This window comes from Oribacterium sp. oral taxon 108 str. F0425, from assembly GCF_000214455.1.
GTDB lineage: Bacteria > Bacillota > Clostridia > Lachnospirales > Lachnospiraceae > Oribacterium > Oribacterium asaccharolyticum.
Genome location: NZ_AFIH01000001.1, coordinates 2,111,470 through 2,138,390 on the forward strand (window position 1 = coordinate 2,111,470; position 26,921 = coordinate 2,138,390).

At 44.9% G+C, this 26,921-nt stretch carries 21 protein-coding genes and 1 pseudogene; all 22 read right to left on the bottom strand.

Features of this window, described 5'->3' with window-relative positions; genetic code table 11:
* Nucleotides 1-119: 119 nt before the first annotated feature.
* A complete protein-coding gene (locus HMPREF9124_RS09620; protein WP_009429413.1) occupies nt 120-1,790 on the bottom strand; it encodes a M3 family oligoendopeptidase in 1,671 nt (556 codons plus the stop codon).
* A 232-nt stretch (nt 1,791-2,022) separates the two neighbouring features.
* On the bottom strand, nt 2,023-2,382 hold the full coding sequence (locus HMPREF9124_RS09625; protein WP_242821584.1) for a hypothetical protein: 360 nt from the start codon (nt 2,380-2,382) through the stop codon (nt 2,023-2,025).
* Nucleotides 2,383-2,424: 42 nt separating this feature from the next.
* Nucleotides 2,425-2,667, bottom strand: a complete 243-nt coding sequence (locus HMPREF9124_RS09630) for a hypothetical protein (RefSeq protein ID WP_009428795.1) — start codon at nt 2,665-2,667, stop codon at nt 2,425-2,427.
* 105 nt (nt 2,668-2,772) lie between these two features.
* Nucleotides 2,773-4,122, bottom strand: a complete 1,350-nt coding sequence (locus HMPREF9124_RS09635; RefSeq protein WP_036598093.1) for an ATP-binding protein — start codon at nt 4,120-4,122, stop codon at nt 2,773-2,775.
* A 425-nt stretch (nt 4,123-4,547) separates the two neighbouring features.
* A complete protein-coding gene (locus tag HMPREF9124_RS09640) occupies nt 4,548-5,177 on the bottom strand; it encodes a DUF421 domain-containing protein (RefSeq protein WP_009428976.1) in 630 nt (209 codons plus the stop codon).
* Between the two features lie 90 nt (nt 5,178-5,267).
* Nucleotides 5,268-6,932 carry a M3 family oligoendopeptidase gene (locus HMPREF9124_RS09645; protein WP_009428927.1) on the bottom strand — a complete coding sequence of 555 codons (1,665 nt, stop codon included), beginning with the start codon at nt 6,930-6,932 and terminating at the stop codon, nt 5,268-5,270.
* A gap of 41 nt (nt 6,933-6,973) precedes the next feature.
* Nucleotides 6,974-7,324 (bottom strand): type II toxin-antitoxin system HicB family antitoxin, encoded by a 351-nt coding sequence (locus HMPREF9124_RS09650; protein WP_009428403.1) that lies wholly within the window; start codon nt 7,322-7,324, stop codon nt 6,974-6,976.
* A pseudogene (locus HMPREF9124_RS12885) lies at nt 7,308-7,397 on the bottom strand (toxin HicA); the annotation flags it as partial. The gene HMPREF9124_RS09650 and the pseudogene HMPREF9124_RS12885, both read right to left, overlap by 17 nt.
* Nucleotides 7,398-7,431: 34 nt before the next feature.
* Nucleotides 7,432-9,819, bottom strand: a complete 2,388-nt coding sequence (locus HMPREF9124_RS09655; protein ID WP_009427883.1) for a glycosyltransferase family 2 protein — start codon at nt 9,817-9,819, stop codon at nt 7,432-7,434.
* Nucleotides 9,820-9,823: 4 nt separating this feature from the next.
* The gene (locus tag HMPREF9124_RS09660) at nt 9,824-10,921 is read right to left on the bottom strand and encodes a glycosyltransferase family 2 protein (RefSeq protein WP_009429792.1); all 1,098 of its coding nucleotides are present in this window, start codon (nt 10,919-10,921) and stop codon (nt 9,824-9,826) included.
* Nucleotides 10,922-10,979: 58 nt separating this feature from the next.
* A complete protein-coding gene (locus HMPREF9124_RS09665; protein ID WP_036597826.1) occupies nt 10,980-12,185 on the bottom strand; it encodes an alcohol dehydrogenase catalytic domain-containing protein in 1,206 nt (401 codons plus the stop codon).
* 155 nt (nt 12,186-12,340) lie between these two features.
* The gene (locus tag HMPREF9124_RS09670) at nt 12,341-13,570 is read right to left on the bottom strand and encodes a class I SAM-dependent methyltransferase (protein WP_009428473.1); all 1,230 of its coding nucleotides are present in this window, start codon (nt 13,568-13,570) and stop codon (nt 12,341-12,343) included.
* A gap of 51 nt (nt 13,571-13,621) precedes the next feature.
* Entirely contained in the window at nt 13,622-14,782 is a 1,161-nt protein-coding gene (locus HMPREF9124_RS09675; RefSeq protein ID WP_009429258.1) for an NAD-dependent epimerase/dehydratase family protein, read from the bottom strand.
* On the bottom strand, nt 14,783-16,966 hold the full coding sequence (locus tag HMPREF9124_RS09680; RefSeq protein WP_009428622.1) for a thiamine pyrophosphate-binding protein: 2,184 nt from the start codon (nt 16,964-16,966) through the stop codon (nt 14,783-14,785).
* Between the two features lie 4 nt (nt 16,967-16,970).
* Entirely contained in the window at nt 16,971-17,813 is an 843-nt protein-coding gene (locus HMPREF9124_RS09685; RefSeq protein WP_009429440.1) for a hypothetical protein, read from the bottom strand.
* Between the two features lie 82 nt (nt 17,814-17,895).
* Nucleotides 17,896-18,657: a tRNA pseudouridine(38-40) synthase TruA gene (gene truA, locus HMPREF9124_RS09690; RefSeq protein ID WP_009428898.1), complete on the bottom strand. Its 762-nt coding sequence runs from the start codon at nt 18,655-18,657 to the stop codon at nt 17,896-17,898.
* A gap of 181 nt (nt 18,658-18,838) precedes the next feature.
* Nucleotides 18,839-19,645: an energy-coupling factor transporter transmembrane component T family protein gene (locus HMPREF9124_RS09695; RefSeq protein WP_009429638.1), complete on the bottom strand. Its 807-nt coding sequence runs from the start codon at nt 19,643-19,645 to the stop codon at nt 18,839-18,841.
* Nucleotides 19,638-21,563: an energy-coupling factor transporter ATPase gene (locus HMPREF9124_RS09700; RefSeq protein WP_009429366.1), complete on the bottom strand. Its 1,926-nt coding sequence runs from the start codon at nt 21,561-21,563 to the stop codon at nt 19,638-19,640. Before HMPREF9124_RS09700 ends, HMPREF9124_RS09695 begins: the two co-directional genes overlap by 8 nt.
* An 86-nt stretch (nt 21,564-21,649) precedes the next feature.
* Nucleotides 21,650-22,738, bottom strand: coding sequence for an HD-GYP domain-containing protein (locus HMPREF9124_RS09705; protein ID WP_009428558.1), 1,089 nt, complete (start codon nt 22,736-22,738; stop codon nt 21,650-21,652).
* Between the two features lie 258 nt (nt 22,739-22,996).
* Nucleotides 22,997-24,667 (bottom strand): DUF4091 domain-containing protein, encoded by a 1,671-nt coding sequence (locus HMPREF9124_RS09710; RefSeq protein WP_009428220.1) that lies wholly within the window; start codon nt 24,665-24,667, stop codon nt 22,997-22,999.
* A gap of 4 nt (nt 24,668-24,671) precedes the next feature.
* On the bottom strand, nt 24,672-25,466 hold the full coding sequence (locus tag HMPREF9124_RS09715) for an HAD-IIA family hydrolase (RefSeq protein WP_330361853.1): 795 nt from the start codon (nt 25,464-25,466) through the stop codon (nt 24,672-24,674).
* Between the two features lie 341 nt (nt 25,467-25,807).
* Complete coding sequence (locus tag HMPREF9124_RS09720) at nt 25,808-26,851, bottom strand: ribonucleotide-diphosphate reductase subunit beta (protein ID WP_009429703.1); 1,044 nt, start codon at nt 26,849-26,851, stop codon at nt 25,808-25,810.
* Between the last annotated feature and the right edge of the window lie 70 nt (nt 26,852-26,921).

Below are 26,921 nucleotides of genomic sequence, written 5' to 3' on the forward strand. Positions count from 1 at the left end.
AAGTTGATTTTTTACAGCCTCTTTTCTTCTTAAACGAAGATTGCTCCTTATGGAGAAATCCTTACTCATAATATGTAGAAAACATTCGACAGCTCGCTTTTATAAAGCGGAATAGTTTTTTACAGATTCTTCTCCAAATCCTCTACGATCTTCTTAATCGTTCCCTCTTTAAAGGGATTCATGAGTCCCGCCTTTTCCTCCAGTTCTGTAAAGAAAAGGGATGCAGAGCACTTGGAGAACTCCATATAGCTCTTCCAAGCCCCTTGGAAATCCTTATCCATCCAGGCCTTGTACTGTAAAGCATTGATACTCGCGATACAGTAGTCAATGTAATAGTAGGGCAGGTCATAGATATGGTGCTGCTTCTGCCAGAATCCGCCCTCTTCCATAAAGGTATTGTCCGCATAATCTAAGTGTGGCTTATACTCCTGCTCCAGGGTTCTCCATAGCAGCTTTCTCTCCTTCGGAGTCATTTTCGGATTCTTATAGACCATGTTTTGGAACTCATCCACCATGGTGCCGTAGGGGATAAACATCAGGAACTCTTCAAAATGCATGGAAAGGTAGTCCTTTGCCCGCGTACCGAAGAATAAATCCATCCAAGGCTCGGTAAAGAACTCCATGGACATGGAATGGGTTTCCGCCGTTTCCATGGTCAATTGATTATGCTCATGAATGGGCAAATCCGCCGTAATATAACCCTGGAAGGCGTGTCCGCACTCGTGGGTAATTACATCACAGTCCCCGGCTGTTCCGTTGAAGTTGGCAAAGATAAAGGGCATGTGGTAGTTGGGAAGCATTTCCATATACCCGCCGGTTCTCTTATTCTTTCTGCCCAGCACATCGAAAAGCTCCATTTTCATCATATCCTGCATAAACTTTGCGGTTTCGGGAGAAAGTGCATCGTACATCTTCTGTCCAGCCTTAAGAATTTCCTCCGGTGTTCCGATGGGGGCGGGATTTCCCTCCTTGAAAAATACCCCTTCGTCGTAGTAATAGAGCTTGTCCAGCCCGAGGCGCTCCCTTCTTCTCTCATGAAGCTTCTGAACAAATGGCACCAAATCCCGTTTTACCTGCTGACGGAAGGAAGCAATCTCCCTCTCCCCATAGCAGTTTCGATTCATTCTGGCATAGCCGATTTCCGTGAAATCCGGATAGCCCATCATCTGCCCCTGCTCGGTACGATTCTTTACCAAAGCATCATAGATAGAGTCCAGCTTTTCCGCATTGTCCTCAAAAAACTTGGTATACGCCTTCCATGCCTTCTTACGCACCTCTCTGTCCTCTGCCGTAAGATAGGGTGTCATGAGGGAAAGATTCAGATTCTCCCCTTCCCAGGGAATCTTTGCAGAAGCCAGAAGTTTACTATATTCGGTGGTTAGTTCATTTTCCTTTTGCATCAGGGGAATGAGGCCAATGTCCACCGCCTTCTGTGCCAGCTCCATGTTTTTAAAGGCTACATGCCCAAGCTTCTCTTCCATATAGGCTCTGTGAGGAGAATGGTAAATCCGCATCTGGTAGTCCACTAAGAGATTTCGGAAAATGGGCATATTGGCATCATAAAAGGCTCTCTCCTTCTCGTAGAAGGGATCCGTCATGTCAATGTCGTTTCGAATGCTGGCAATCACACTTTCCGTCATTACATCATCCACCAGCTTATAGCATTTTTGGTGCAGGGCAAAGAGCTCCTCCCCGGACTCAGCCTTATCTACCCCCTCGCAAAGCTCCAAAAAATCAGCCTTCAGTTTATCAAAATCAATTCTCTCATAGGGAAATTCCGTAAATTTCATCTTTTCCTCCAATTCATAATCATAAGTGAAATGCATAAGTGACAGTCTAATACAATCGGTATAAGCATAACATTTCTATGGGAATATTCCATAAGTTTTGTGCTTTTCCTTTACCCTTTTGCACAGAAAAATAGAGCTGTAAAAAATCATAAAGTTGATTTTTTACAGCTCCACCTATCAAAGTCGCAACACTATAAGGCCTACAAAAAACTCATACCAACGTTTTCTTACATTATGATTCATCTTTTTTCATGAGAGGGAGGTCTGATAGAGTAATTCTTTCATATGCACCATTCTTCTTATCCTCCGGATGTGGCTCCAGTCCTATAATCGTGATAGACTTTTTATCCGGGCCATATACCCAATATATTCTCATTGCTCCACTGGTTTTATTTTCAAGATAAGATTGCCACACACGTTCTCCATATCGCTCCGATAATACTTCTATATCATGTGTTTTCAGACTAGGATGTCTGGGATTTTCTGATAACAACTTTAAAGCTTTTCCCCACTTTTTGAAAATAATTGCATCATTTTTACTGATTGTCCCAATTCTATATTCTGTTTGAAGTTTATTCCACAGTTCTTCCATTTCCGGAAGTCCCATACGTATTATAAAACTCATATATTCACACTACCCAAAATCCGAGAGATCTATAGGATCTGATACGTATCCTTGTTTATAATTGCTGATAGCCTTATCCATATCTTTTAAAGTACGTGCAGAAATAGTATCCGGAACTGTCAATTCACGAGGCTCTAGCATAATACAGCCATTTTCATATTCCTTAACGTTATAATATTGGTATAAAGCACCGCGCAAAGTAACTCTCTTCTTACTATCCAGGTGAACATTATACTCCTTTGCTGCTTCCATCATCTTCCTCCTATGCGTGTGGGATTTCCCACTTTTTAATCTATACTATATTTGGCCAAATGATTTGTCAATGATTATTATGCTCCCTTCTAATCAATCCACTAATTATAGCTTATACTTATCCAAAGATATATCTACAAAGTCAATGGATTTCTCTTCTAAAAACATCACCATATAGATTGGAAAATAGCTGACTTGTCCCCTCGTTTTGACATTATCATTGCTAAAGACATAAGCATTCTTTATACCATATTCAGGAACGCGCAATATGTTATCCAAAGCGGAATGTTTCTCATAATCCTTTCCGCTTTTTACTTCAATAGGAAGTACTTCTCCTGCATGCTCAATAATAAAGTCCAGTTCTCCTTTTTTCTTATTACTATAATAATACAAGGGATAATTATGTGCACAAAGCTCCTGAGCAATCACATTTTCATATACGGAGCCTTTATTGATATCTTTTTCTTTACTAACAATTTTTAATTTACAGGACTTTCCATACAGGCTTGTGAGCAAACCCACATCGGACAAAAACAGTTTAAATAAAGTACTTTTTTCGTTGAGTAAAAGCGGAACTGTCGGTTCTGTCGTATTAAAAGTTGCTAGTGCAACTCCGGCCTTCCAAAGCCATGTAAAACTATCAGAAACCCTTTCAAATCGAAGATTCGCCTTAATATCTGCAAGCTTAAAGCGTTTATTTTTTTCATTTAATTCTGCGGGAATCAATTCATAAATTTGTGTAAGCAATAATTTTCGATTCTCTTCCTCGTATTGTGTAAAATCTAACTTATATTGCTCGATAATGGCTTTGTGTTCCTCTATGACATTATCTATATTTTCTGTTTTACGATATTGCTCCACAGCAGCAGGCATCCCCCCTATAATGAGATACAAATTAAATATCTCCATTATTTTTTGATGAAATACTTCATCTACCGGAGTCTTGGATAAAAAGGAACTGCGGAGCCTCTCCAATACTTTATCCTCAACATTAAAGATTTGAAGGAACTCTTCAAAATCAAGGGGAAACATTTTTAGAGTCTGCAAATATCCTACCGGTGCTGACTTCAAATTAACCAGTTCTATTCCTAGCAAAGATCCCGATAAGACATAGCGAAAACGCTTATCCTCTACAAGAAACTTTATCTTTGTAACAATTTCTTTGTATCGCTGAATTTCATCAAAGAAAATGATTGTTTTTCCGGGAATTATCTTCTTACTGCTGTACAAAGACAGCTTTAAAATAAGATCATCAATACTATTCGCTTCACGCAAAATATCCACTATTTCCGATTGTCTAATAAGGTTAAACTCAACATAATCACATCCTGACTGCTCTAGGCATGCTCGAATAATATAGGTCTTTCCTGCCTGACGAACACCATAAATCAGTAAGGCTTTTTCTCCACTCGTAATCCAATTCAAAAGGTCTTTTTCAATTTTTCTTTTCAGCATCTTTTCTCCAAAATCCGGCATAACAGCGCCATAAGTCATTTCTCCCTAACCGGCCAATGACATTTTTCCAAGGTATTTTGACTTATATTTTGACATTTTTCCAAGGTATTTTCAAGCCAATTTTGTCACTTTTCTAAGGTATTTTCACACTAATTTTGACACTTTTCCAAGATTGCATAATGATTGTGTAGCAGTCATGAAAAGCAGACACGAAAAATGTTCTAGCAGTCAAGAACGTAGGTATGTAGCAAAAAAGCAATAATCGCACGTTTTGCTCATTAAGAAAAAATACCTTTTCATGACAGTCTCCATGAAAAGGCATTTAAGTTCATAACAAGCATCATCCGTAAACCATCAGGATGATAGCAAAATATTATAAATTCGTTACATTGGTAATTTTCTTTATTCCCATCTTCCGCTCTACCTTAATAAGTCGTTAATTTCAATTGCTTATCAACATACTCGCCTAAAAATATATCGCTACACTTTTCAATTCCCTGCTTTTTCAGCTCCTCAAGAAGCCATTCCTCGTCCTTCCCGATTACTTTAAGAATATCATGCTGTACTTGACCATCCGTAATAATAGGGAACTTTGGATTTTCTTCACCGGAATGAATGATAATCAGTTGTCCATTTTGCTCCACTATAGCTCTTTTCACATCATCGGAGGAAAAAATGCCGTTGGTACGCAGTTTAAAGGCCACATCATGGGCAGACAAGCCCGATTTCTTGCAATTTTCAATAAGAATCTTGCCGTCATCAATGATGATATGCGCCTTACCATCGATTAACTGCTTCGCCTTTACATTATGATTCTTAACCCATTTCTGGCAGAGCACAAGAAGACACCATATTCCCAGAATGGCAACAAATTCATAGATTTTAATACTATTGTTATAAATCACTCCTCCGACAATTCCACCGAGTACATAATTCACAACTTGGTCACTGGCAGATGACGGTGCCAAGTTTCCTTTCCCTGTGATGTTGATAATCAATGTCATGGCCAGAAACCCGATTAAGAGCTTAATAGCTACAAATAAAAATGGATTCATGTTTTACCCTCCCCTAAATACACCACTCTTTCTTTATGTTTTCGCCTCTCTTAAGAGGCTTTCGTCTTCCGGTCTTTCCTCTCCGTGACCTTAGTCTTCAAGTCCTTCAACGAGTTTTCTAATACTTCCTTCCTCAAAGGGACTCATAAGTCCTGCCTTCTTCTCGAGTTCGGTAAAGAAAAGGGATGCGGAAAGATGAGAAAACTCCATATAGCTCTTCCACGCTTCCTTGAAATCCCGCTTCATGAAAGCCTTGTATTGCAGGGCATTTACCGCAGCAAGACAGTAATCAATGTAGTAATAGGGGTTTTCATAGATATGACTCTGCTTCTGCCAAAGTCTTCCCTCATTTAAGAAAGCATTGTCCTTATAATCAAGGTGCGGTCTGTATTCCTTTTCAAGCTTCTTCCAAAGCTCATTTCGCTCTTCCGGAGTCATTTCCGGGTTCTTGTACACAATATTTTGGAATTCATCGACCATGGTGCCGTAGGGAATAAACATCAGCGTATCTTCAAAATGCATTTCCCTATAGTCGTCTGCCCTCTCTCCAAAGAAAAGCTCCATCCAGGGCTCGGTAAAAAATTCCATAGACATCGAATGGGTTTCCGCCGTTTCGGAAGTTAAGTCATTATGCTCCCGAATAGGAAGATTCGCAGTCAAATAGCCCTGAAAGGCATGTCCGCACTCATGGGTAATCACATCGATATCTCCCGCTGTCCCGTTAAAGTTTGCAAAAACAAGAGGCATCTTGTAGTTCGGAAGCATATCCATGTAGCCGCCGGTACTCTTATTTTTCCTGCCAAGAACATCAAAGAGCTCCATTTCCCGCATTTTTCGCATGAAAGTAGAGGTCTCCGGGGAAAGCTCATCGTACATCTTCTCTCCTGCTGCCATGATTTCTTCCGGGCTTCCGCACGGCGCGGGATTTCCCTCCGGGAAGAAAACATCTTCATCATAATAGTAGAGATGCTCGAGTCCCAGTCTCTTTCTTCTCTTTTCATGCAGCTTTTCCACAAAGGGAACAAGGTCACGCTTCACCTGATTCCGAAAGCTTTCAATCTCCTTCTCGCCATAACAGTTACGATTCATTCTGGCATAGCCGAGTTCAGTAAAATCAGGATAGCCAAGCAGGCGTCCTTGCTCAGTTCGGTTCTTTACCAGCTCATCATAGAGGGAATTCAGTTCCTCCCTGTGCTCCTCAAAAAAAGCACTGTACTTTTCCCAGGCTCTTTCCCGGACAGAACGGTCCACGCTTGTCATATAGGGGCGCATAAGAGAAAGGTTTAATTCCTCTCCCTCCCATTCAATCGTCGCCGTGCCAAGAAGCTTTCCATAGACGGTCGTAAGCTCATTTTCCTTTTGCATAAGGGGAATGAGCTTTTCGTCCATCCCTTTCATCGCAAGTTCAATATTCTTAAAGGCCACATGCCCGATTTTCTCTTCCATCTCTTTTTTGAAAGGAGAATGATAGAGCTTCTTCTGGTATTCCACCATGGCATTCCAAAAGCCCGGCATCTTTTCGTCATAGTAGTCCTTCTCCTTTTCATAGAACTCATCGGTCATATCGATATTGTTCCGAAAATTCGCAAGCACCATCGCCGTCATCACATCGTCCTGCATCTTGTAATACTTTTTATGAATGGAAAAGACCTCCTCTACGGACTTTGCCTTGTCCAAGGCCTTCGTTAAATCTGAAAGCTCCTTTTCCATTTTTGTAAAATCCACCCTCTCATAAGGGAATTCACTCAGTTTCATAATTCATTTTCCTTTCCTTCTATATCCACTCACCTTTTATACTAGGCGTCATTTTTAGAAAGCAGATATACACAATACTGGTTCATGCTAATTCCTTCCCTCTCAGAATGCACCGCTAAGGATCGATGCAAGCTCCGGGGAATCCTCAACTTAAACTGTCCGGAATAGTCTTCCAGACTATCCGGCTCATGAATCTTCACACCTTCTTCCAATGCTGCTGCAAGCCATTCTTTTTTTGCATCCATCGCATTCGCTACTGCACTTTCTACAGTCTCACCACAGCTAATACACCCGGGTAAATCCGGAAAAGAAACAACGAATCCACCTTCATCCTTATCTTCTACAATTTCCATACGATAAGACATTGCCAAATAATCATTCAGCGTCTTCATCATTTTTCGCCTCACTTTCTACAATCTGCCGCACCATTTCTACATATACCTTCTTAATCGGTTCGTGCTTTGGATTGCAAGAAATGCCTGAAGCATCGTAACCTCATTTACACAATATCCTTCAAAATCTCCAACGGAAACGGCTCTCCCACCTTCTCTACGGAAAGGTCTCTTAGCGTAAAGTTTGACTTCCGAAGCGTCAGTGCCGGGTTATAGTAGGGATCTCCCTTTCTCAAAATCTCCGGCCAATGCTTTGCCAGGCAGACAATCTCTCCGTTGAAACGCTTTACCTTCTCCGGATTGTCCTCCAGACCTCTGGACTTGGACTCATAGTGGGTAAAAAGGGCATAGGGGGTATAAACCACCCGCTTTCCAAGGGCCCGAATCTTTAAACAAAAATCCACATCATTAAAGGCTACCGCAAGTTCTTCTCGGAAGCCCCCTACCTTATCAAAGAGGGATTTCTTGGTCATTAAAACGGCAGCGGTAACCGCTGTATAGTTTTGAATGCAGGCCGCCCTATGCATATAGCTGTTTTCCGTTTCGTGGGTACCGATAAAGGTGGCGCCGGCAATACCGCCAAAGCCCATTACCACACCGGCGTGCTGAATCATCTTATCCGGATAGAGAAGCCTTGCACCGCAGATTCCGATTTCCTCCTGCTGCACAAACTGGAGCATTTCCTCCACAGAATCCGCCTTTAAGCACTCAATGTCATTGTTCATAAAGAGTAGGTAGTCTCCGTGGGCAAAGCTCACCCCGAAGTTATTGATGGCGGAGTAGTTAAACTCTCTTTCCCAGCGTACCACCCGTACCGCCTTCTTTTGGAAATCTCCGTATCGTGCCGGAAATTCCTCCTGGATTTTTTCATAGTAGGAAAATGTCTTTTCCTCTACGGAATTGTTCTCCACCACAATCACTTCCAGGTAAGAATAACTTCCGGCAAAGAGGGAGCGAATGGCCAGATCCAAATCCTCGCTGTGGTCCTTACTGGGGATAATCACGGAAATAAGAGGAAGCTCCCCATCCTTTTTCTCCAAGGCATAGTGGCAATGATAATAGCCGTAGGTAATGCCTCGCTCCACCTTTTCAATGGGAAGACCCAAGCGCTTGGCATGGTCAAAAACCGCCCGCTCTCCGGCAGTAAAGGCATAGAGCTTTGCCTCCGGATTTTGTGCCGTGGAAAGCTGATGAGAACGCCAATGATAGAGGACCTTCCTGATATGGATAATGGTGGAAGAGGTAAAGAGCGCCTCTTCCTGCGCCTTCTTCTCCTCGTCGCTAAGTCCTGTTGCCTTTTCTCTTCTTTCCGCCTCTTCGCATAAACGTAAAATCAGGTCATAGTCCTGGGCACCGTCATATTCCTTTTGCTCGTAAATCTTCTCTCCTGCCTCTCCCTCCTTCGCTACAGCTTCCAGCAAAGAACGCTTGGCAATCAGAAGATGGCAGAAATAATTTACACTGCGAAGAAGCTCCGGACTGTAGTCCGGCTTAAAGTGGGGTTCAAAATAATAGGCGGAAGCAAAGTCAATCTTGTCCTCATCACTATAGAGAAGCTCCGCCTTAGGATGCTTCTTGATGGTTTTTGCAATGGTATATAAGGCATCTTCCGTCAGCTCATCATCATGGTCGGAGAAAATGATGAACTCTCCCTTGGCCATGGCAATGGCGGCATTGGTATTTCCGGAAATACCCAGGTTCTTGGGAAGTACGGAAAAACGCACTCTGCTGTCCTTCTCCTGATACTCCTGTAAAACCGAAACCGGGGACTTTTCTCCATTCTCCAAAGTATCCCCGGAAAGCTCGGAAGCATCCGCAAGGCAAATTTCAAAATGGGGATAGGTCTGGGCTAAAATACTGTCCAAGAGTCTTCTTAAAAAAGCTTCCTTGGGACGGTACACCGGAATCACAATGGAAAAAAGCAGGGGATTCTCCCAAACTTCCGCCCTTTGCCGTGAAAGTTCTTCCGCTCCGGTCTTCTCTTTTTTGTACCACTCGTTATAATCGTAGTCCTGCTCGATGCTCTTTAGCTTCCGCACACTCTTATGCCAAAGAGCGGAAAGTCCACCCTTTTTCAAGGTATCCTTTACCGCTTCCACGGTTTCCCACTGGAAGAGAGCCAGAAACTTCTCCATCTTCTTGTGGGCATGGGAGTTAAAGGACTCGATTTTTTTATCATCAAAACTAAAACGACGAAGCTGCTGATCCACCTGAATCAAAAGCTCCACCCTCTCGCCTTTAGAAAGTGCATAGGGGGTGTCTAAAGAAAAGCCCAGCTTCCTCTGGATTTTCTTCCCGTTTTCCTCCTCGTACTTGGGAAAATAGGCTTCATTTACGGTTTCCCGCTCCACTTCCTCATAGGAAAATTCTCTCTTTTCCCCGCCCTTTCCCTGGATGGACAGTTTTACCGGAGTCTCCGGGTCTCTTCCGAAAGCCCAGCCCTGAATATGCAGTTTTCCTTCTCTGACTAAGGCAATATCAATCTTTGCTCTCATTTTCTTACTCCTCTATCGAAGCCTTCTCTATAGAACTGCTTACTTTTGTAGCCTGTTCCGAAGTACTGCTTTCACAGGCATCCTGCGCCGGCTGTTCCGAAGAACTGTCTCCGCTTATTGCCTGTTCCGAAGTACTGCTTTCGCCGGTAGCCTGCTCCGCCTGTTCCGAAAAGTTCAGTCTCTCTTCCTCTACCACCAGCGGTCTCTTCATCACCCTTTGGTTAATGGATAAAATATATTCTCCTAAAAGTCCAATAAAAAAGATTTGCACAGAGCCCAGGAAAAGCATTCCTATCAGCATAGGAGCCATACCTGCCGGAAAGCGGTCCCACCAGATCAGTTTCATTATGAGATAAACGAGGCCGACCAGCATGCTGATTCCTGCAAAGATCCCGCCAAAAAATACCGCCAAGCGAAGTCCCACCTTGGTATAGCTGGTAAAGCTCAGCATGGCCGCATCATAAAGAGTATAGAAGTTGTTGTGTGTCACGCCCGCCCGACGCTTCGGCTGCATATAGGGAATGTCCTTTCTTCTGTAACCAAGCTCCGCCACAATACCGCGCAGAAAGGGGGTGGGATCGTCCAGAGATTGCATTACCGAAATAAAGCCTTTGTCGTACAAGCCAAAGCCTGTAAACTGGCTGATTTGATCCACGGAAGACATTTTCCGAATAAGCTTATAGTATATTCCCCGAAGCGCGTACATAAGCTTCGACTCGTTACTCTCTGTCTTCACCCCGATTACGATACGGTAACCCTCTTCCCAGGCTTCCACAAACTTCGGAATCATTTCCACCGGATCCTGAAAGTCTGCCGCCATAAGAATAGTCGCATCTCCCGTGCTGTTCAGCATCCCGTAATAGGGAGAGTTGAACTGTCCGAAATTCTTCGCATTAAAAATCGCCTTGATGCCCTTATCTTCCCGGCAAAGCGCTCTTAAGTTCTCCCGCGTCTTATCCTGTGAGTCGTTGTCAATAAAGAGAAGCTCATAATGATAGTTCTGAAGCTTCTCCTGAAAACAAGTTCTAAGTGCATTCGCAAGGGGAATGACATTTTCCTCCTCGTTATAGCAGGGAATGACAATACTGATGGTTTTCTTCAAATTCCAACCTCTTTTCTATCCTTCCAAATCGGTATACATTAAAACTCTTATGGCCCTTCTATTCTTCTAAATCGCTATATACCAAGACTTTTACAGCCTCTCTATTCTTCATATCATACAGTGCAGCTTCTATATTTTCCATACCGCGGTAGCTTTTCGTAAAAAATGCGCTCGGGTGAAAATCCTTTTCCCGGACAATCTTCATGATTTTCTCAAGATGCGCTCTTCCGCCCTTGGAAAGGGAGAAGACAAAGCTCTTTCCCGCCATCCCCTTTCCTAAGGAAAACTTCGGTAAATAAAGGGCGTCTACCGCCTTCTTTTCTCTCTCTTCTCCATCAATTAGATAGTGGAGCGGTCTTCCGGAAAGCTCTTCCTCTACAACTGCCTCATCCGCCCCAAAATAGGCCACATTGCTGACCACGCCTCCACCGTATTTTACCATGTCGGAGGCTTCGCAAAGGGCATATTCGTCTCCTCCGCAAAGGAGAACCCGATCCACGCCTTTTCCGCCCGTCCGATTCCAGATTTCATTGACAATGGGAGAATTTGTGGAATTTGCTAGAGGATGCTTCCCTTCCGGAAGGGGAGTTCTAAGCTCTCTATAATCCAAAACCTCCACCGGGCAATCCTTTGTTCCCATACTAAGAGCCAGTCTTTTACTCTCTTCTCTGCTCCCTACGGCAAAAATACGACTTGCTCCGAAATACTGCGCCGCAAAGATTGCCGCAAGGCCGATAGCCCCGATTCCCAGTACACAAACCGTATTTCCCCTCTCCACTCTTCCTTCTTCTGCAGCAGTAAATCCGGTTTGCAGAACGTCGGTGCAGAGAAGCGCGTCTTCCAAGGAAAGTCCCTCCGGAATTTTTCCGCAATTTTTATCCGCATGAGGTAAATAAAAGCATTCCTGAAAAGCCCCGTCTATGGACTTTCCAAGGGAATGGGCAGAAAAAGGATAGCCTGCATGGGACTCATTTTCCGTAACTTCTTCACTGTCCCAGTTCGGGGTAATGGCGGAAATCGCCACAATTTCTCCCACGGAAAAATCCTTTACCGCACTGCCTTTCTCTATAATCTTCCCCACGCACTCATGTCCCAGAGTGAGATTTTCTCTCTTCGGAGAGCCCTGCCAAATCGTATGCACATCGCTTGTGCAAGGCGCAAGAAGAAGAGGCATGATGAGCACACCGTGTTCCGAAAGAAGGCTTGGCTTCTCCTTCTCCATCCATTTCACTTTTCCTCTTCCCTCTAAGACAAATGCTCGCACAGCGACTTCCTTTCTTTTTTCGTAATATACTATGCAGCTCATGTACATACTCATTGTGAGCGATTCTCGTTAAAAATTCTTAACAAGTGGCGCAGGCGAAGCCTGAGACATCTTGTTCATAACGAGTATCGTGCGCAAAGCGTGCGATATCTCGTTTAAAGCTCCGTTATCCTTTCACCCCTAAGTGCTAAAATCCGCGGACAGGGTTGAAAATCCCGCTTGATAATCCCGGCTATTTCGTCCGTATAGCCCGGTGCCACGATAAGAATTTCCTCCACCGGCTCCTCCTGAAAATGCTTAGGCGGCACAATCAAGACATGGGAAGCCGGACTGTACAGCCCCTGCTTAAAGGGAGCAGAGTCAATGATATAGGATACCGCGTCCTTTAGTGCAGTCGTGGAAAGCAGGGTGAGGCCCTGATGGCTCGCACCCCATATCGCTATCCTTTCTCCCTTTTCCTTTAGCTTTGCAATATGAGCCTCTACATCCTCTTGAATCTCCTTTTCATTTTCAAGAAGAGGAGAAATGTCGATTTTCTGCCCGCTATAGCGGAAAATGCTTAAGTTCTCCTTCGCTTCCTTTTGCAAAATAAACTCAATGGTATCCCGATTGATTACGCGACTCTCGAGAAGAGAAAAACCGGCTTCCTGAGAAAGGTATTGCAGGCTCTCTTCCGTAAAATTACTGATATGGTCACGGAGCAGCTCATAGTAGCTCTTGTTTTCCAAAATATAATGAAAACTCGGTACCGTGAGGAGGAAAATGCCGCCTGCCCGAAGATGCGTATACGCGTAGTCCAGCATCCCCTTCGGGTCCTTCTGGTGCTCGAGAAAATTAAACTGCACCATGGCATCGACTTCCTCTCCGACTTCCTTTTCCTGTTTTCCGTCCGGAGAAAGAGCTGTAAGTCCCTTTAAGGAAAAGTCTTCTTCCGGGAAGCCTTCATAGAGAGGAAGACCTGCCGCCCTCCCCTTTTCCACAAGACTCTTCTTGTGTTCTATACCAAAAGTATAGGGAGTCAACGCTCCGCATTCCACGCCTTCCCACATCTTAAGGAACTCTCCCTGCCCGCTTCCAAGCTCCAAGATTACGGGCTCCCTCTGTCCCTTATTTTGCAAATAGGAAAGGAGCTTCGTATATTCTTCCTCTCGAAGACGGCGCATGGTTGTTGTTCCGCCTCCTGCACGAATCACATCCTTATAATAGGGAACCGGCTCGGTATCAAACTGCACCAGACCGCAGTGCAGGCATTGGCAAAGCGGTAAATCCACCGGCTTTTCCCGCTCCAAATCCTCTTTTCTCGGAAAATCCTGCGCAGAGGCAGGCATATTATGAAAAACGGCAAGCTCGAAAAGCTTCTCCCCACAGACGATACAGTTTGCCATCGATTTCCCCTTTCTTATTTTCTAAATAGATATATAGCTTTAAAAGTAGTTTTACACTTTTAGGAATTCCTTTTCATAAATCCATTCGTACAGCTCCTCTATCCCGGAGGAGAAACTGACTCTCTCTTCAAATCCCAGCGCGGAAAGCTCTTTTGTATGCGCCGTAAAGTCATAGTCACCCTCCACATTGGGCGGACGAAGACCAAAGCGCAGGAGACTTTCTTCGCTTTTCCTAATTCCCTTTTTCTTAAGGAAGGAGAAGCCGATTTGCTCGATTTCCTTAATGTAGTCGGAAAGAAGACGACTTTCTCTACTGCAGATATCTATCGTAAAGCTACCGCAGTCTTTACCCTGTCCGGACAATCCCGACTCAAGCTGTTTCTCCTTATACTCGGTTTCCGAATCAGCGCTCTCCGATTTTTTACTTCCTTGCTTTCTGCTTTCTTCCTTCCGCGTCTGAATGTCCAAGTCCGTAAGAAAGGCTAATGCTCGCCCGAAGTCTTCCTCCGCCATAAAATTCCAAATTTTATTTCCGCTTCCGAGCTCCGTTTCCATGCCTCTTAAGGTGTTTCTCACAAGCGTCTTTACAAGACTTCTTTCATGATCTCCTTTTCCGTAGATAGAATAAATTCGAAGGTCGATAAATTCCATCTTCCCGTGGTTTTTCAGTCCGTATTCGGAAAAGGCGAGCTTCTTCTCTCCGTAGGGACTTGCCGGAAGAGGCTCTTCTCTTGTTCCTCTCCCCATTTCCGCCTGTGATCCCGCAAAGAAAAAGCGTTTTACGCCATGTGCCTTAGCCCAGGAAAAAAAGGCCTTGCTCATGCGAAGATTCTTTTCCTGCGTTGCAATATCCGAACGCCCGAGAGAGCCTACACCGTCCCAGGCAAAATGCAGAACTGCGTCAAAGTGAAGCTCACTAAAAGGGGCCGGACTAACCGGACTAAGGTTTTCAGAAGTAGCATTCCTTTCTGTAGTGATGCCGGCTTCCGTAGTACTGTTGTTATATTCTGCTTCTATTCCATGTTCTTTCTCCCAAAGAAGAAAGCTTTCCATGTTAAGGGAGAGAAGTTGAATTCCCTTCTCTCCCTTAAGTCTTTCTTTATTCCGACTCTCCGGGCGTAAAATCCCGTAGACTTCATGTCCCTTTTTTAAAAGCGCTTTTCCCGTACTAATGCCGAGGAAGCTCGTAATCCCACTGATCAGTATCCGCATTTACTGCCTCTTTTTTAGGAGCATAAGCATTTCCATTTCCTTTTCCGGAAGGAAGGGATCCATGTCCTGCAAGGGAGGGCTGAAAAGATTTCCGTCCTTATCCCTCTTTGCACTGGATTTGGGCAGGAACTGCTGCGTAAGGCTTACAAAGACTTCGCAAAGCACCGGGCCCTCCTGCGATAAAGTTTTCTCGATTCCCTCGGAAAGCTCCTTATTGCTGTGAATGGAAATATAGGGGTAGCCATAGGCATACGCGAGCTTCTCTAAGCTTGGGAAAGAAAGGTCCGTACCTTCTCCCTCCATGCCGGAGTCCACACCGATTCCCACCAAAGGCTTTCCGAAGAAGCTGTTCTGTGTCTGACGAATGGAATGATACCCGCCGTTATTTACCACAAAAATCTTCAGCGGCATCTTGTGGTGGATAATGGTCTGCAGCTCCTGCAGGTTCATCTGAATGGAGCCGTCTCCGGTTAGGACAATGATATCCTTTTCTTGGTAAGGCGGATAGCTTTCTTCCTTTCCCTGCCAATACGGCGTCTTCTTCAGCCTTTCCGCCTCTTCCTTTGTAAAGTCAACTGCCGCACAGTAGGCGCCGATTCCCGCCGGAAGGCCGTATCCCATGGATGCTACACCGTCCTGACTGATAAAACGGGTACCCTTTTTAATGATATAACTCTGTCCGCCGGCAACACAGGGAGAACCATTCCCTACCGCAGTAATCTGATTTTCCTCCGCTCTTTCCGAAAGCTTCTCCACTAAGGCATAGACATTGCACTCCGCAGTCTCTTCCGAACGATATTCCGGAAGAATCGTAGGATAATTTGCCTGATAGAAGCGCACGGTATCAAGCCAAGTGAGACGCTCGCTCTTATCCTCTTCCAACACGGCCTCTGCCGCCTTTTCCCGAATGAACTTCCGGGCTTCCGCACGCACAATGCCCTCTCCGCCCTTAAAGAGGGGAAGACTCTTTTCTTCCTTTAAAAGCTCAAGCAGTGCGCGAATCAAGGCCTTGGCGTCGCCGTGAAGCTGTAAATCGCAGTGCACGGAGGGCTTTGCAATCTCTTCCTTATCAATATCGTTCTGCATCACATAGGCTTCGGGTGCCCAGTCACGGAAGGCATAGCCCACCTGACGGATATTGAGTCTCGATCCTATACTTAAGATGCAGTCTGCATTTTGTACGGCAAGGTTTCCGGGTCTGTCACCTCGTCCCCCGGGGCGTCCCGCATTTAAGGGGTGCTTAGTCGGGAAAATGTCCGGCGCATTCCAGCCGAGAACCACGGGAATGCCGAGTTTCTCGGAAAGTTCTAAGAACATCGTCTCCGCTCCGGCAATACGTATACCGTTTCCTGTATAAAAAATGGGACGTTTACTTTCTCTGATTTTCTCTAAAACCTGCTTGGCAAGGGGAAGGAAGTCCTCCCACTCGGTAAAGCCGTGATCTTCCTGTCCTCCCAAGTCCTCGGCTAAAACATGCGGATTCTCTTTCTTCGCATACAGTGCATGGAGGGCCTTCTTCTCTTCCTCATCCTGAAAATACTTTCGTAGCGCAGTTGCAAACTCCGGATGCTTGTTCTCCACGGCTCTCTTTTCCCAGCCGTCTCCTCCATTTTCAAAATCGGAAACATCAAAGCCCAGTAAATCCTCGGTTTCAATCATGCAGCCTTGTACATCCACCGGAATATCCAGCCAACAGGGACCGGGACGACCGGTCTGGCTTAGGTAAATCGCCTTTTCAATCGCATAGCGCACGCGGTACGGATCAATCAGCATCTCGCTGTATTTGCACATGCAGGATACGGACTGCAGGATATCAAACTCCTGATCTCCCATGGCACGAAGCGCTCTTCCCGACCAGCGGGCGGTATTGTCATGCCTCACCTGTCCGGAAAGGACAATCATGGGGAGGGAATCCAAGTATGCTCCCAAAACACCGGTAATCGTATTCGTTCCGCCGGGACCGGAGGTCACACAAAGGAGGGCCGGAACATTGTGGACTCTGGCATAGCTTTCCGCTGCCATAGCACAGGCCTGCTCATGATGCTGGTAGAGGGTTTGAATTCCCTTATTGTGCCCAAGCGCATCATTTAAGTGCATTGCGCCTCCGCCTACAACGGAGAAGGAGCGGCAAATCCCCGCTTCCACCAGTTTTTCCGCAATGTAATCCGCTAGTCTTTTCTTCATTTTCCTAATCCTTCCTCTCTAAAAATAAGCCATGGTGATTGATATGATAATTGCTGATTAATTTTTCGTTAAACAGTCGAGCATTCTTCTCTTCTTCGCTTTGCTTTTTTATATTCCCATCTTCGAAAATGTCCATTCCGAGTATCTTTACTCCCGCTTCCAAAACATAGGAAATGCCCTCATCAAATTCTTTTTCCGTAAAGCGTTCTCCTAAAATTTTCTTGTCCATGGAGCAGTAAAGAGGAAGATCAAGCATCTTTAAGAGCCTCGGCAAATGTGTCTTTACTCTTCCGCTCTGAAAATCTCCATCCGTAAAACAGTACAGGCTGGTATTTAAAATGGGATCTCGAAAGGCTTCCTTCTCCCTATTCAAATCCATCTTTTCCGCTCTCGCATCCTTTAAATGCGACTCCCGCCTCGGACGATACTCGTCGCTTAAACTCATAAGAGCATCATTGATCTCCGCCTTTTCCTTTTCCGGTGTTCCCAGAAGAAGAATCCCCTTACAACGCGGTACGGACACCATGACCTCCCTGAGCCAGGAGCGATGGCTGAGTTCTTCTCCCTCTCCTCTCTTTAAATCCGCCTGATGGTCAAATAGGAGGAGCAGAAATTCCTCTGAAAGACCGTCTAAAAAATATTTTGTCAGAAAATGATAGTCTGCAGAATCGAAAAAATGCAATCCATAGGGAGAAAACTTTTCTTTCTTTAAGGCTTCCCTAAAACTATTTGGAGAACAGTTTTCTACTCGTATCCCTTCTGTAAGGGAAAGCTCCCGATAGCCTCCTTGTAAATCCAAAAAGATAATCTCCGATTCTCTCCCCATCTCTTCCCGGTCTTCCTCCATCTATGGCTCCTTTCCAAATTTCAAAAAGCCTGTCTGCAACCCATTATAGCTTATATTTCCCTAGGAAAAAGCGAATTTTCGCTTACAACGCATCTCCATAGTCTAAATGCAGTAAACAAAGCCCCTTTGCGGGAGCTGTCGGCCCGGCAAGGCGCCTGTCTTTTCCGGCAAGTATCTCAGAAAGTGCAGAGGGCGAAATCCTTCCTCTTCCGACTTCCAAGAGGGTTCCGCAAAGGATGCGAATCATGTGATAGAGAAAACCGTTTCCCTTTACGGTAAAATACAGATACTCCCCCTCTTCTTCAAGGCGAAAATCCGTGATACAGCGTACCGCGGAGCCTCCCTGTAACAGGGTCTGCGCCTTGGGGTTCGCAAAGGAAGTGAAGTCGTGCTCTCCTTTTAAAATTTCGATTCCCTCCCGAATCTTCACCAAATCAAGTGGAAAGGTATAATGGTAGTACAGTCTTTGAAAGAGCGGATTTTCCACTCGCGCCCTGTCTATACTGTAGCGATATTCCTTCGTATGTGTCGTAAAACGAGGATGAAAATCCTCCGTCTTTTTCCAGGCGGAAAGAACTCGAATATCTTCCGGAAGATAGCTGTTTAATGCTCTCTCATAGTTTTCGGGATTCCGCTCCGCTTCCGTATCGAAGGAAAGAATATTTCCCAGAGCATGGACTCCTTGGTCCGTCCGGCTCGCCCCGATAAAGTTTTGGCACTCCCCCGGAAAAAGACGCGAAAGCACTTCCTCTACCTCTCCCGAGACCGTCCGAAGCTCCTCTTGCCTCTGAAATCCATGATAATTTGTGCCCTCATAGGCCAGTTTCAATACAAAACGATGCAAGACGCACCTCTTTCTTATATTCTCTTTCTTTTTTTATTGCTAATTATCTAATCTCGTATTTATCAACTTTAAGGGATAGGCTTTTACACTAATTACAGCTTTGGAAACCGGACCCGGTCTTACAACTCTCCTACTCTCCTTAAATAAAGAATGCACGAAACCCTTTATCATTGCATTTCACCTAGGGAAGGCTGATAAATCGACTTCCGATAGCCAGTCCTAAAATTAGAAAAAGGACAAGATAAGAAAGGTAATCCGCCTTGGTATAGTGGAGAGGCTTCATCTTGGTTCTGCCCTCTCCTCCCTGATAGCAGCGCGCCTCCATAGCCATCGCAAGGTCATAGGCTCTTCGGAAGGCGGAGACAAAAAGCGGTACAAGAATAGGCACCATAGCCTTTGCTCTATCGAAGATGCTTCCGCTCTCAAAGTCCGCGCCTCTTGCCATCTGCGCCTTCATAATCTTATCCGTCTCTTCCACTAAAATCGGGATAAAGCGGAGCGCGATGGACATCATCATCGCAATTTCATGTACGGGGAAATGGAATACTTTGAAGATTCCCAGTCCCTTTTCCATACCGTCTGTCAGCGCATTCGGCGTAGTGGTTAAGGTTAAAATGGAGCTCGAAAGCACCAGCATCACAAGACGAATCGCCATCATGCTTGCAATTTGCAGTCCTTCCTTGGTCATTTTCAAGAAAAAAATCCGAAATAATTCTTCTCCCGGTGTGAGAAAGAGATTAAAGCTCACGGAAAGCAAGAGTAAGAACAGTACACTTTTTAAACCTCTCACCATAAAGGAGAAAGGCACCTTCGATAAAAGAATAAAGCCGAAAAGCACAAGGGCAAGCACCGCGTAGGCAGTCCAGGAATTCACAATAAATAGGGCAATTAAAAACAAGAAGGTACCGGCAAGCTTTACCCTCGGATCCAGTCTATGAATAAAGGAATCTACGGGATAATACTGCCCTAAGGTAATTTCTCTAAGCATAGCTTACCCCCTTTCCCTCGGAAAAGCCCACAGAAAAATAGGTCGAAAGAGCCTGCACCGCCTCCGAAACGGTATTTCCAAGCGGAATCTCAAGACCCTTCTTTTTTAAATCATAGAGAAGCGCACGAATCTGCGGAAGTCCAAGTCCCATACTTTCCAGCTCTTCCTTCTTGGAAAATACTTCCTCTACCGTGCCTTCTATCTTCAGCTCTCCCTGATGCAAAACCAAAACCTCGTCCGCATAACGCGCCACATCATCCATGGAGTGAGAAACGAGAAGAATGGTCATTGCATAGTTTTTTCGGAGCCCTGCTATCTCTTCAAAAAGTTCATCTCTTCCGGCAGGATCTAAGCCTGCTGTCGGCTCATCCAAAATAAGAAGCTCCGGCCCCATGGCAAGTACACCCGCAATCGCGACCTTTCGCTTCTGCCCTCCGGAAAGCTCGAAGGGAGACTTTGCATAGAGCTCTTCTCCGATTCCGAGACTCGCCAAGGCTTCTTTCGCAAGCGCTTCCGCATCTTCCCTACTCTTTCCCTGATTTAGGGGGCCGAACATCACATCCGCGAGGACCGTTTCCTCAAAAAGCTGGTACTCCGGGTACTGGAAAACAAGCCCTACCTTAAAGCGGAGCGCACGATAATCAAAACCTTCCTCCGAAAGGGAGAGTCTTCCTTTTTTTTCTATAACCGTCTTCTTCCCCTTGAAAAAGAGGAAGGATTTCCCACTCTTCACGAGGGGCGGATTCTCCCGGAAGGAAACAAAAATCTCTCCCGACTTCGCCTTAATGAGCCCGTTTAAGTGCTGCACCAGCGTAGACTTTCCCGAGCCGGTATGCCCGATTACCGCGGTAAGGCTTCCCCGCCGTATTTTCACGCTTAAATCCTTTAAGGCATAGCTTTCCATAGCCGTGCCCTCCTGGAAAATAGCGGAAAGATGTTCCACTTCCACGATATAGTCGTCTGCCTGCGGCTTCTTGGAAGAAAGTTCCGACAAGCCCGGGAGCTCCAACGCCGTAAAGCTTTCTTGCAGAGAAAATCCTTCTTCCTTTAGCTTAAAAAGCTCTTCCTCCAGCTCCTCTTTTTTTAGAATGGTCTTCTCTATCGGAAAGCCCTTTTTTTGCAACTTATGCGCGAGCTCCGTGATGAGCGGCACATCCATGCGATATTCCTTTAAGCGCTCCACATTTTGGAAAACCTCACGGGGACTTCCGTCCATAACGAGTTTTCCGCTGTCCATAAGGAGAATCCGGTCCGCATCGACCGCCTCCTCCATATAGTGCGTAATCAAAATAATGCTGATGCCCTTCTTCCGTTTCAGCTCCAAAACCGATTCCAAAACCTCTTTTCTTCCACTCGGATCCAGCATGGCGGTCGGCTCATCGAGCACAATGGTCTTTGGCTCCATGGCAAGAGTTCCTGCAATCGCCACACGCTGCTTCTGCCCGCCGGACAAGTGGTTCGGGGACTTTAGTCTATAGGCCTCCATATGCACTGCGGAGAGAGCGTTGTTTACCCTTTGCCAGATTTCATCGGTGGGAAGCCCGATATTTTCCGGTCCGAATCCAACATCCTCTTCCACAACGGACGCAATAATCTGATTGTCCGGATTCTGAAAGACCATTCCCACTTCTCTTCTTATCGGGAAAATGTTCTTCTCCTCCCGACTGTCCATTCCGGAAACCAGAATTGTGCCCTCTGTTGGAAGCTGCAAGGCATTGAAAAGCTTAGCCAGAGTCGATTTTCCGGAACCGTTATGCCCCAGAATACAGACAAAACTCCCTGTCTCTATCGAAAAATCAAGTGCGGAAAGAGCAGACAAGGTTTCAATCACCTCATCGTTTTCATTTCGTCTCGTGTATTGATAGGACACTTCTTTTACAACAATATTTTCCAAAGCACACTCCTGCTCTCTAAACATTCTTTACTCTTGCAACATTTTACAATAGATAGGGGTGCATAACAAGAGAAAAGGCTCCTCCACCCTGAAAGGGTAAAAGAACCTTTTTATAAAACTACGATATTATTACAGGAATGATCCTCACTTAAATTATAAATCTTTCCCGTCTGAATCTCTACGACCTTGGGGCGGGTAGGATAGCGTTTGTTGTTTTCCACAACTTTAGCCATTTCTCCGTTGGAAAGTTCCACGATAGAATCCACCGGATAAAGAATGACGCTTTCTATGAAGCTCTGAATAACCGTATTATCCAGCTCGGATCCAAGTGCCAAAACCATTTCCATCGCTTCCCGTCCGCTAATCGGTCCCTTATAAGGACGTTTTGTCACTAACGCGTCAAAAATATCCGCTACGGACAGGATTCTGGAAAAGAGGGAAATATCCTTCCCCAGCAATTGATCCGGATAGCCCAACCCGTTCATTTTCTCATGATGATGTAAAACACCGTCTAAAATTAAAGCGGAAAAATTATTCTTTTCTTTCAAAATCTCATACCCATAAAGGCTGTGATTCTTTATCGTTTCAAACTCTTCATCGGTCAACTTCCCCGGCTTATTCAAAATTTCATTTGGAATTTTTGCTTTTCCCACATCGTGCAAAAGACCGGTAATACCGAGATGATGGATTTCCTCCTTGGCCATCCCGTATTCTCTGCCAATCATCATGGAAATTGCTGCGACATCTACACTATGCTTAAAGGTATATTCATCACTGATTTTAATCATATTGACATCGATTGCCACCGCGTCATTTTTAAAAATTGCCGATTCCAACTCTCCGAAAATATCCAATGAATTCGAAGTAAAATCCTCATCTTCCGTATGCTCAAAGATGTGGTTCATCCTTTCTTCCAACTGTTGCTTTACTTGTGCGGAAAGCTGAATCTTTGCTCTATCGGGTTTTCTATGCTGGCGGATAATTTTCTTAGTAGCCTCCGGAATTGGAACTGCTTTATCATCCACAAAGCGATAGGTGTAAATTCCCGGATACATTTTCTCTTTAATATAACGAATCTGATACTCATCCAAATAAACCCCATTTTCGATCATTACTCTTCCCATGGAGTCTTTGATGCTTTCTCCGAGTTGCATCCCTACTTCTATTTTTTCTCTTTGGACAAATATTTTTTCTTCCATCTTCTTCCTATCCCTGCGGCATTACTCTTCCCTTGTTTCAATATTGCTATGCATAAAACGGACATTTTCTTCCAAAAATACAGTTACCTTCCTATCGTCTATAATTTCAATTTTTATAAGCCTTTCATCCACTTAAAAAAAGCAAAATTAGCATGAACTAATTTCGCTTTTTTAATAAACAATGAATATTCTCTATAAAGACAGGTGGCTCAGGCAAGCTGTCCCTAAAACACACGGTATAGAAAGAAAAAGATATTCCTAGCAGCCTGTATCTTCCTGCAAACTCTTTTCCACCCATTCACGAAGCGCAGTAAAGAAGCTCTTATCTTTAGGATAATGCATAAAGCTCAACTTCATCCCCGCTGTCTCCTCAATTCCTTTTAGAACGCTATCTCTACCAAGACTTTGTTCCGCCATCTTTAATACCCGAATATCCGATAAGGCTTCTTCCAAAACCACAGAACGCATCGACTCATAAGCAGTCCCGTCCTTTCCGGGATAAACGATAAAGGGGTCTCCCGAAGGAAATGCCTCCCCTGCATCGGTAACTGCATAGGGATCAATATGCTCAATAGACTTTTCCGAATTATAGAAATTAAAGCCCCAATGTAGAAAGCCTTCTACCTGATAGATATAGCAAAGGACACCGAGGATTCTGTTCCTTGCAGAGGGCATTACGATAAAGCGATTGGGAACGTCCACAGCCTGCCCCGTGCAGTAGTATGCCCAGAGATTTTTTACTCCCGCCTCCACAAAGGGCTCAATATGATTTACCGCCACAACCGGACGTTGTACATAACCTCTTCGATAAATTTCAAAGCTGCTTAAAGCATCCATCACCTTACAGTCCGCCAAAAGCTCTCTTACCGATTCGACTGCTGCACCAAAGCTGTCCATATTGTCCTCATTTGGCTCATCGGAGATATGAAAATAGCTGTTCTCCAAGATATTTTCCTCTTTTAAAAAGGCCTTTAATTCCGGTAGGAAGACTTTCAGGAATTCGGTATATTCTCCCCCCACAGCCGGACTGTCCCAGGAGAAAAGTTTACATTCCCGGCCCTCTTCCGTTTGGGCCATCACTTTCGGTGCCGCAACAGCTCCCCATTGAGAAAACAAGTGGGAAATCTCAAGGTACTGAATTCCGTGTTTTCTGCAAAGAGAAATCCATCTATGCAGTTTTTCGAACTTGAAACTGTATTTTTCATCCTGATACAGGATATCCACCAACTGAATCGTAGTTCTCTCCCCACCCTTTGCCGTATCGAGAGGCGGCGTGAAAATCGGAGTGAGAAGCATATTTACACCGCAGCGCACTGCAGTCTTCATGAAATTTTCAATGATTCTCCAATGCTCTTCACTAAAGACAGGAACCCGATAATAATCCGCCAGACAATCCGCATGAAACCATTCCGTGTGCAGAAGTGTCTGTTCCGGGAGATTTCCTTCCAAAACTTCGGCAAACAAAGTGTACTCTTGCAGCCGATTCCCCGGCGCATCGGAAAGGATTAGTTGAATCGGATATTTCCCGGGATGAATGTTTCCCTCGCCCAAGTCAAGATCAATCCACAGACTTCTCCATTGTCCGGGAACCGCTTTTATTTCCTCCTCGGAAAAAGGAAGAAGAACATCCGGATACAGACCCGCCTCTCTGGACAGGTAATTTTCATCCGCTACCCCATGACAGGGATAGGCGCAGGGCACCAATCCTACTTTCCTAAGCCGTATCTGTGCCTTCAGATCTGAAATCACTTCTATCCGAAAATGCCTGCCACTGTGTCCTCTATCATCATTTTGGCAACTGTAGGCAAGTTGGAAGGAGAGCCTCTCTCCTGCATATCCTTTTAAAACGGAACGATCCATTTTCTCCGGTTCCTGATTCGGAAGAACCTTTTCCAGTGCATCCACTAATACAAATTGATAAGTTGTCATAGCATCACCCCAAATCTTCCTTTGCCTTTTTGACAATGTCCCCTACTCCGTTTAACACAATAGAGGGGCGGTAGGCATATTGTTTCACGGTTTCTTCATCCGAGATTCCCGACAGTACCAATACCGTGGACATTCCGCTCTCCAAACCGGAAATTACGTCCGTATCCATTCTATCTCCAATCATAACCGCTTCTCCGGAGTGGCAATTCAGGATTCGAAGTCCCTTACGCATCATTAAGGGGTTCGGTTTCCCGCAGAAATAGGCTTTTTGTCCCGTAGCAATTTCAATCGGTGCAATCAGTGCACCGCATGCCGGAGAAATGCCATCCTCTGTAGGCCCGGAGACATCCGTATTGGCTCCGATCAGTTTTGCCCCGTTTAATACTAAGTTAGTGGCTCTGGTTACCGTCTCCAGTGAATAGGTCCTTCCCTCTCCCACAACCACATAATCCGGATTGACGTCATTCATGGTAATTCCCGCATCGTATAGCGCATTGAGAAGTCCTGCCTCCCCAATAGCATACACCGAGCATCCGGGACTTTGCTCCTTTAAAAAAGCCGCAGTAGCAAGTGCACTGGTATAAAAACGTTCTTCCGGTACATCCAGCCCCATTCTTTCCAGCTTCTGCTTCAGCTCTCGCCTGGTAAGTCCCGAATTATTGGTCAGGAATAAATATTCTTTTCCCTCCTCCTGCAACCATTGCACAAATTCCTTTACTCCCGGAAGCAAAGTATTTCCATGGTAAAGTACACCGTCCATATCGGAAATGAACCCCTTCATTTCATTAAAATTAATCATATACTTCTCCTTATCCATTGAGCAAACGGGTACCTTTTTCATGCCCGCAGTAAACACGTTATCGTATGCTTTTCCTACAGAATTCACGATAAACGGAATACCGTATGCTTTTCCTATAGCATTCACGATAAACGGAATACCGTATGCTTTTCCTATAGCATTCACGATAAACGGAATACCGTATGCTTTTCCTATAGCTTACACGATAAACACAGTATCTTACCCTTATACACAATACTCATTATGAACAAAAATCCGTCAACAAGCAAGCTTGTCGCGGATTTTTTGTCTTTATCCTTATTCCTAATGAGTATTATGCGAAAAGCACACGATATCTCATTTTATAGGTCATCTTCAATTGCGGTGCTCTTGGCATACGCGGTGGAGCGTGCTTCGAAGAAGTCGGTCTTTACCATATTGGCATCGGCATACTGAGATACCCACTTCATGGACTCCGGCTCCTTCTCATAACCCGGGTAAAGGGTTCCGAATCCTAGGGAGCTGTAGCGTAGATTTCCCAGATACTTGATGTAATCCTCTACCATTTTTCCGTTTAAGCCGGGAATGGCCTCTCCGATAACATACTGTCCCCAGGCAATTTCCTGCTCTACACCTTCTTTTATCATGGCGGTGATTTCCTCGATATGCTTTTCATCGAAGAGCTCCGGCTCTTCCTTTTTCAGTTCTAAAAGAATGTTTCTAAAGAGCCAAAGGTGCGTATTTTCATCCCGGTTAATATAACGGATTTCCTGCACGGAGCCGGGCATCTTTCCGTTTCTTCCGAGGTTATAGAAGAACATAAAGCCGGAGTAGAAGTAGATTCCCTCTAAGATGAAATTCGCAATGCAAACGCGGAGAAAGCTCTCCTTCGTTTGCGCTTCCACAAACTCATTGTAGAGGTTTCCGATAAATTCATTTCTGCGCAGTAAATGCTCATCCGTCTTCCACTGGTAAAGAATGTCATTTCTCTCCGTCGGATTGCAAATGGTGTCCAGCATATAGCTGTAGCTCTGGCTGTGGATGCACTCCTGAAAGGTCTGGATAGAAAGGCAGAGGTTGACCTCATTTGCCGTAACATACTGCGAAATATTCGGCAGATTCGCAGACTGCAGGGAATCCAGATATACTAAGAAGCTTAAAATCTTGTCATAAGCCGTCCGCTCCGGAGCAGTCAGATTCGGATAGTCACTCTTATCCTGATTTAAGTTAATTTCTTCCGGCACCCAGAAATTGTTCATTGCCTGACGATACCAGTCCGAAACCCACTCGTACTTCATATTGTTAAAATCATTGATGTTTGTCGTGTTGAAATTGATCATCCTACGATTTCGAACATCAATATCCCCTTCCGGGTTAAATAAAGGCTTACGCTTAATCTCTTCCATTCTATATTTCCTTTCCTACTGCTGAGCGCAGTAGAGTAATCTATTGTCTTTATGATCCTTAAAAAGGCAT